General features: G+C 68.9%; 4 protein-coding genes. 3 read left to right on the forward strand and 1 reads right to left on the reverse strand.

The annotated features are described in order from the left end of the window. Complete coding sequence (gene rtcR / locus P3W85_RS06080) at positions 1 to 1617, forward strand: RNA repair transcriptional activator RtcR (RefSeq protein ID WP_276264113.1); 1617 nt, start codon at positions 1 to 3, stop codon at positions 1615 to 1617. 2 nt (positions 1618 to 1619) lie between these two features. Here rtcR and blaOXA read toward each other — a convergent pair whose 3' ends face one another. Next, positions 1620 to 2435, reverse strand: coding sequence for a class D beta-lactamase (gene blaOXA, locus P3W85_RS06085; RefSeq protein WP_430869503.1), 816 nt, complete (start codon positions 2433 to 2435; stop codon positions 1620 to 1622). Between the two features lie 275 nt (positions 2436 to 2710). Here blaOXA and P3W85_RS06090 point away from each other — a divergent pair, with 275 nt between their 5' ends. Both P3W85_RS06090 and P3W85_RS06095 read left to right on the forward strand, forming a co-directional pair. Further along, a complete protein-coding gene (locus tag P3W85_RS06090; protein ID WP_276264115.1) occupies positions 2711 to 4426 on the forward strand; it encodes a hypothetical protein in 1716 nt (571 codons plus the stop codon). Between the two features lie 68 nt (positions 4427 to 4494). Further along, entirely contained in the window at positions 4495 to 6048 is a 1554-nt protein-coding gene (locus tag P3W85_RS06095) for a metallophosphoesterase family protein (RefSeq protein WP_276264116.1), read from the forward strand. Positions 6049 to 6071: the final 23 nt, after the last annotated feature.

Genomic DNA, 6071 nt, shown 5'->3' on the forward strand with positions numbered 1-6071 from the left:
ATGAGAAAAGTCGTCATCGGCTTCATCGGCACCCAGCTCGATCGCGGCAAGGGTTCGGCGCGCTGGGAGAAATGGCGTCCCACGGTGGCGCTGTGCCAGCATGAAGACCTGCTGGTGGATCGCTTCGAGCTGCTCCATACCGGCCGCCACCAGGCGCTGGCCGAGCAGGTCGCGGCCGATATCGCCAAGGTCTCGCCGGAGACGGAAGTCAGGCTCCATCTGCTGGCCCTGGAAGATCCGTGGGACTTCAGCGAGGTCTATGCCTCGCTGCACGAGTTCGCGCGCGGCTATCGCTTCGATACCGAGCAGGAGGAATACTGGGTCCACATCACCACCGGCACGCACGTGGCGCAGATCTGCCTGTTCCTGCTGACCGAGGCGCGCTACCTGCCGGCCTGCCTGCTGCAGACCTCGCCGCCATACCGGCAGGAAAGCGGCCAGCCGGGCAGCTACGCCGCCATCGACCTCGATCTCTCCCGCTACGACCAGCTGGCGGCACGCTTCTCGCGCGAGCAGCAGGACGCGGTGTCCCTGCTCAAGTCCGGCATTGCCACCCGCAATCCCGCCTTCAACCGGATGATCGACGAGATCGAGCGCGTGGTGCTGCGCTCGCGCGCGCCGGTGCTGCTGACCGGCCCCACCGGCGCCGGCAAGTCCTTCCTGGCACGGCGGGTGTTCGAGCTGAAAAAGGGCCGCCACCAGCTCAGCGGCGGCTTTGTCGAGGTGAATTGCGCCACCATCCGCGGCGACGGCGCCATGTCGGCCTTGTTCGGCCACGTCAAGGGCGCCTTCACCGGCGCGCAGGGCGAACGCACCGGCTGGCTGCGCTCGGCCCACCAGGGGCTGCTGTTCCTGGACGAGATCGGCGAACTGGGGCTGGACGAGCAGGCCATGCTGCTCAAGGCCATCGAAGAAAAGCGCTTCTATCCGGTGGGCGGCGACAAGGAGGTGCAGAGCGATTTCCAGCTGATTGCCGGCACCAACCGCGACCTGCGCGCGGAAGTCCGCGCGGGGCGCTTCCGCGAGGACCTGTTCGCGCGCATCAACTTGTGGACCTACCGCCTGCCGGGATTGGCAGAGCGCCCCGAAGACGTCGAGCCCAACCTGGACTACGAGCTGGCGCGCCAGGCGCGCGAACTCGGCAGCCAGGTGCGTTTCAACAAGGAAGCGCGCCAGGCCTGGCTGGATTTCGCGGTTTCGCCGCAGGCCTGCTGGCGCGGCAATTTCCGCGATCTCGCGGCCTCGGTCACGCGCATGATGACGCTGGCCGACAGCGGCCGCATCGACACCGGCGCGGTGGCCGCGGAAATCGCGCGACTGGGCGAGTCATGGCAGGACGGCAGCGCGCCGGACGCCAACTACAACCAGGACGCGTGCGGCCAGGGCCTGGCGCAAGCGCTGCTCGACCCCGCCGTGCTGGCCGCCACGGATCCCTTCGACCTGGTCCAGCTCGACTACGTGCTGGCCGTGTGCCGCCGCAGCCGGAGCCAGGCCGAGGCGGGCCGCGCGCTGTTCGCGGTGTCGCGCCTGGGCAAGCGCCACAGCAACGACAGCGACCGGCTGGCCAAGTACCTTGGCAAGTTCGGCCTGACCTTTGCCGCCGCCAGCCCGGCCTGAGGTCAGAGCGAGTCCAGCATCCCCGGCAACGCCTTCAGGAAGGCCTCGCGAGCGCGCGGCCCGGCGTAGGTGGACTCTTTCCGCTCATCCTGGATCAGGCGGGCAAAGACCACGTTCCGGCCATCCTTTTCCGCCCAGCCGACAAACCAGCCATACGAGCGGCTCCAGTCACCGGATCCATTGGCCAGTGTCGGCGCGCCGGTGCCCGTCTTGCCGTGAACGGCCCAGCCGTTCGGCAGCATGCCGATCGCCGTGATGCGGCCGGTCATGTCATAGGCATGCGCGCTGACGGGCAGCTTGCGGTTCACCACCTTTTCCAGGAAGGCAATCTGCTCCAGCGGGGAGATCTTCAGCGATGAGCCGAGCCATGCGCGCGTCAACCCGTTGTGCTTGCCGGGATCTCCGGAAACGTCGCCGTTGCCGTATTGAAACTCGCTCACATAGTGGCGGAAGCGCGCCTCGCCAAGCCGTTGCGTCAATTGCTGCGAGTACCAGACGACCGAGTTCTTCATCCAGCCTTGCGGATCCGTGGTGACGCGCTTGGCGGGGTCGCTCTCCCGATACGCGTCGCGAAACGGCAATGCCGGAGCATGTTCATCCACCAGAAGCCCGGAATCGAAGCCCATCAGGCTGATCGGGACCTTGAACGTCGATGCCGCGGTCACGCGTTTGCCGCAGGCACCTTCCTGTTTCAGGAGCTTGCCGCTGGCGGCGTCGGCCAACACCGTGCACACCACGACTTCCGCACGGGCCGCCGGGGCGGATAGCGCCGCGCACGCTGCGGCGAAGATTGCGATTCGCTTCAAGATTATCTCCATCATTCTTGGTAGCTATGGGTGCCCCCGGATGCAGCCGTCGCTGCAAAGGGGGACGGGCCCGCCCTGCCGGCGACGCGCCGGGGCGCGCACCATGGGCAGGAGCGGACGGGATTGCTGGCCAGGCCTGGCAGACGAAGCGGAGCATAGGAGCGCGGCGGCCCGGCGCCAAGCCCGCCAGCCGTAACCTGCGTAACACAGCACCTTCACCGCACCTTCACCGCACCCTTGATGGTATCTTCCGCGACACGCCACCCCGCCCTGTCCAGCCCAAACGCATGCGCCAGCCCTCGCTCACCATCGAGTTGTCCGCCCCCTATAGCGTCAATGGCGAGCCGGCGCGCTACCAGAGCCTGTGGTTGCTCGCCGCCGTCTGCCTGGCCACGCGCAGCGGCGAAGCCGGCCTGCCGGCGGTGCGTTTGCAGACCCGCTTCCCCGATACCGCCAATATCCGCATGCTGGTCTCGCGCGCCTTCGCGGATTTCGCGCGCTGGGAACTGCCCGTGGGCTGGGGACCGGATCGCACCCTGGCGCCGGCCTGGCTGAACCCGGCGGGCCGCAGCCGTGGCCCATTCTGGATCGCGCCGGCGGCCTGCAAGCGGATACGCTTCACCATCGGCGGACGCCGCGTCGGCGACGAGGCGCTGGCGCGCTTCGCCGGCCTGCCCGCGCCGGGTGCCGGAGGCATGGCCGGAGCCGCCGCCAGCCCTGCCACGGAACGCGGCGCGGAACGCCTCGCGAAAAACGCCTCGGCAGACACGGCAGATCGTCAGCGCCACGCCAGCCCCGGGGTGGCTTACGCCATGCGGGACATCCGTTACTGGAGCCACCTGACCCAGGCCATGCGCGGCATGCAGGACGGCGTGGGCGGCGCGGCCAGCAACGGCGTGGCGGACGCCCTGCACGCCGCGCAGCGCTGCGCCACCGACGATTTCCAGCATGCGTTCGCCCTGCTCAAGGAAAGCCTGGCCTGGCGGCGCAGCGACGACCTGGCACGCAGCCGCGCGGCGCTGAAGCGCTTCGGCCGCATCGTCGGCACCGGCACCGTGGATACCGCCCTGCCCACCTTCGGCGCGATGGCACGGGTGGTGCGCGCCTGGGAGCGCTATGCCGCCAACCAGATGGAAGCCGCGCAGGCCGAGCTGGAAAGCCTCGCTGCCGATCCCGCGCTGCAGCCAGTGGTGCGCTACAACCCGCGCGTGCGCTTCGAAACCCTCAACCTGGGCGCGCTGATCCACAAGAGCGTGGCGATCCGCGACATGGCCATGCAGCCGGAGGCAGCCCGACGGGCCGCCGAAGCCGCCGTGGAAGGCTTCTCCGGCGCCCTGCAGGCCGCTTACGAGGCGGACTCCGTCGATGCCGCGCAGCACGTCGCGGCCAACCTGGGCCTGTGCCTGTGGCTGTTCTGGAGCCACGCCCTGATCGACCCCGCGCGCGCCTGGTCCGAGGGCCAGGTGCAGCGTCAGGCGGTACGCTGGCTTGGCTTGTCGGAATGGATCTGCGACCGCTTCGGCGTAGGGGGCGGCTCGGCATGGAACATTATCTTCCTGCTGCGCATCGCGCGCGGCAACTGCACGCCAGCCGGCTGCGGCACGCTCAAGGCCTTCCGCAAGCAGCGGCCGCTGGCGCTGGACGAAGCGGTGGACGCGCTGCGCCCCTTTCACGCGCCCTTTGCCCGCGCCAAGGGTTTTATCAGCTGGTCGTCGCTGGCCGGTTTCGCGCTGGAGGAGCACGATGCCGGCCACGTGCACTACGGCGCCCTGCAACTCGCCAACCTGCTGCTGGAAGCCAGCTGGTTCCACACCTTCGAGCGCGGCGCCACACCCGCCGCGTTTGCCACGGTGGAACGCCTGGCAGGGCTGCTGGGCAAGCTGCGGCCGGCGGAGCGCCGTTTCTTCCTCGCGGCCATCACCGCATTGCCGCGCGAGCTGCAACTGGCGGCGGCGGAAGCCATGCGGGGCGCGCCACGCGCCACCCGCGCCATGCCAAAGTGACACATAATCGTCATCTCGTGGAAACATCCCATCCGTATATTCCTGCCCGCTAACAGGGAGAAACAACAATGGGCAACCACAAAGCGAAGCGGCACGCCGGACCGGCGGCACGCCTCGGTATCGGCGCCATCCTGGCCATGCTGGGCACCGCGGCCGTACTGCATGGCTGCGGCAGCGACAGCACAGACACGACTGCGGCGCCGGCTACCCCCACGGCCCCAGTGACGCCGGCCGGCGACGCCGCCAGCGCCAGCGCCAACATCCAGACCGCATGGGTGGAGATCGGCGACAGCAACCAGGCCATCGCCCGCGTAGTCACCAGCTATGCCGCACCGACCGCCGCCGCCGGCAGCGCGCTGCCGTCCAACTCCGTTTGCCCGTTGCTCACCGTGGACGGCGTGCAGCAGCGCATGGCGCTGCGCGTGGGCGCCGGCACGGTGCCGCTGCGCACCACCGCCAGCGATCCGTCCGATTCCAAGCCATCGGCATTTCCGGTCTCGGTATGTGAAGCCACCTTGCCGGCTGGCGCCGCGCAGGCCAGCGTAGCCGGCCAAACGCTGCCGCTGCCCAAGGCCCAGCCGCAACGCGTGCTGGTGCTGGCCGATACCGGCTGCCGCCTGAAGAAATCGGGCAACGCCTACCAGCCCTGCAGCGACACCACGGCCTGGCCGTTCGCCTCGCTCGCCGCCACCGCCGCCGGCATGAACCCCGACCTGGTGCTGCATATCGGTGACTACCATTACCGCGAAAACCTGTGCCCGCCGGATATCGCCGGCTGCCAGGGCAGCCCGTGGGGCTATGGCTGGGACGCCTGGCAGGCCGACCTCTTCAAGCCCGCCGCTCCGCTGCTGGCCAAGGCGCCGTGGGTGGTGGTGCGCGGCAATCACGAGGAATGCGCGCGCGCGGGCCAGGGCTGGTTCCGCTTCCTCGATCCGCGCCCTTACGCGAGTACGAGTTCGTGCGACAACCCCGCCAACGACGCCATCGCCAACTACACCGAGCCCTATGCGGTGGCACTGGGCACCGGCTCGCAGGTCATCGTGTTCGACTCGGCCAAGGCCGGCGCCGCCGCGCTGAAGACCACCGACGCGCAGTTCCTGGGCTACCAGAAGCAATTCCAGACGGTAGGGTGGCTGGCCAGCAAGCCCGGCATGAGCACCACCATCTTCACCAATCACCACCCTATCCTGGCCTTCGCGCCGATCGCGGGCAGCACCCCCGCCCCGGGCAACCTGGCGCTGCAATCGGTCATGGGCAACCTCAATGCCCAGGCCTACTACCCGTCCGGCGTGCAAGTCGCGCTGCACGGCCACGTGCATGACTTCCAGGCCATCAACTTCGCCTCCGGCCACCCGGCCACCATCGTCTCCGGCAACGGCGGCGACAACCTGGACGTTGCGCTGCCCGATCCGCTGCCGGCCGGCATGGTTCCCGCACCCGGCACCGTCATCGACAAGATCAGCCACTTCAACAGCTTCGGCTTCGTGATGATGGAGCGCAACGCGTCGCCCGCCACCGGCTGGACCTTCAAGGCTTACAGCACGGCCGGCAAGCTGATCGCCACCTGCGTGCAGACCGGCAACACGCTGAGCTGCGACAAGACGGGCCTCCTGACGCCGTGACCCTGGCCATGCATGCCGCCTCC

Origin of the sequence: Cupriavidus basilensis (assembly GCF_029335485.1) — a bacterium.
In the GTDB taxonomy this organism is placed as follows: domain Bacteria; phylum Pseudomonadota; class Gammaproteobacteria; order Burkholderiales; family Burkholderiaceae; genus Cupriavidus; species Cupriavidus basilensis_E.

Coding starts and splice junctions, on each gene's coding strand:
- P3W85_RS06090 (WP_276264115.1), top strand. CDS start 2,711: ATGCGCCAGCCCTCGCTCACCATCGAGTTGTCCGCCCCCTATAGCGTC.
- blaOXA (WP_430869503.1), bottom strand. CDS start 2,435: ATGGAGATAATCTTGAAGCGAATCGCAATCTTCGCCGCAGCGTGCGCG.
- P3W85_RS06095 (WP_276264116.1), top strand. CDS start 4,495: ATGGGCAACCACAAAGCGAAGCGGCACGCCGGACCGGCGGCACGCCTC.
- rtcR (WP_276264113.1), top strand. CDS start 1: ATGAGAAAAGTCGTCATCGGCTTCATCGGCACCCAGCTCGATCGCGGC.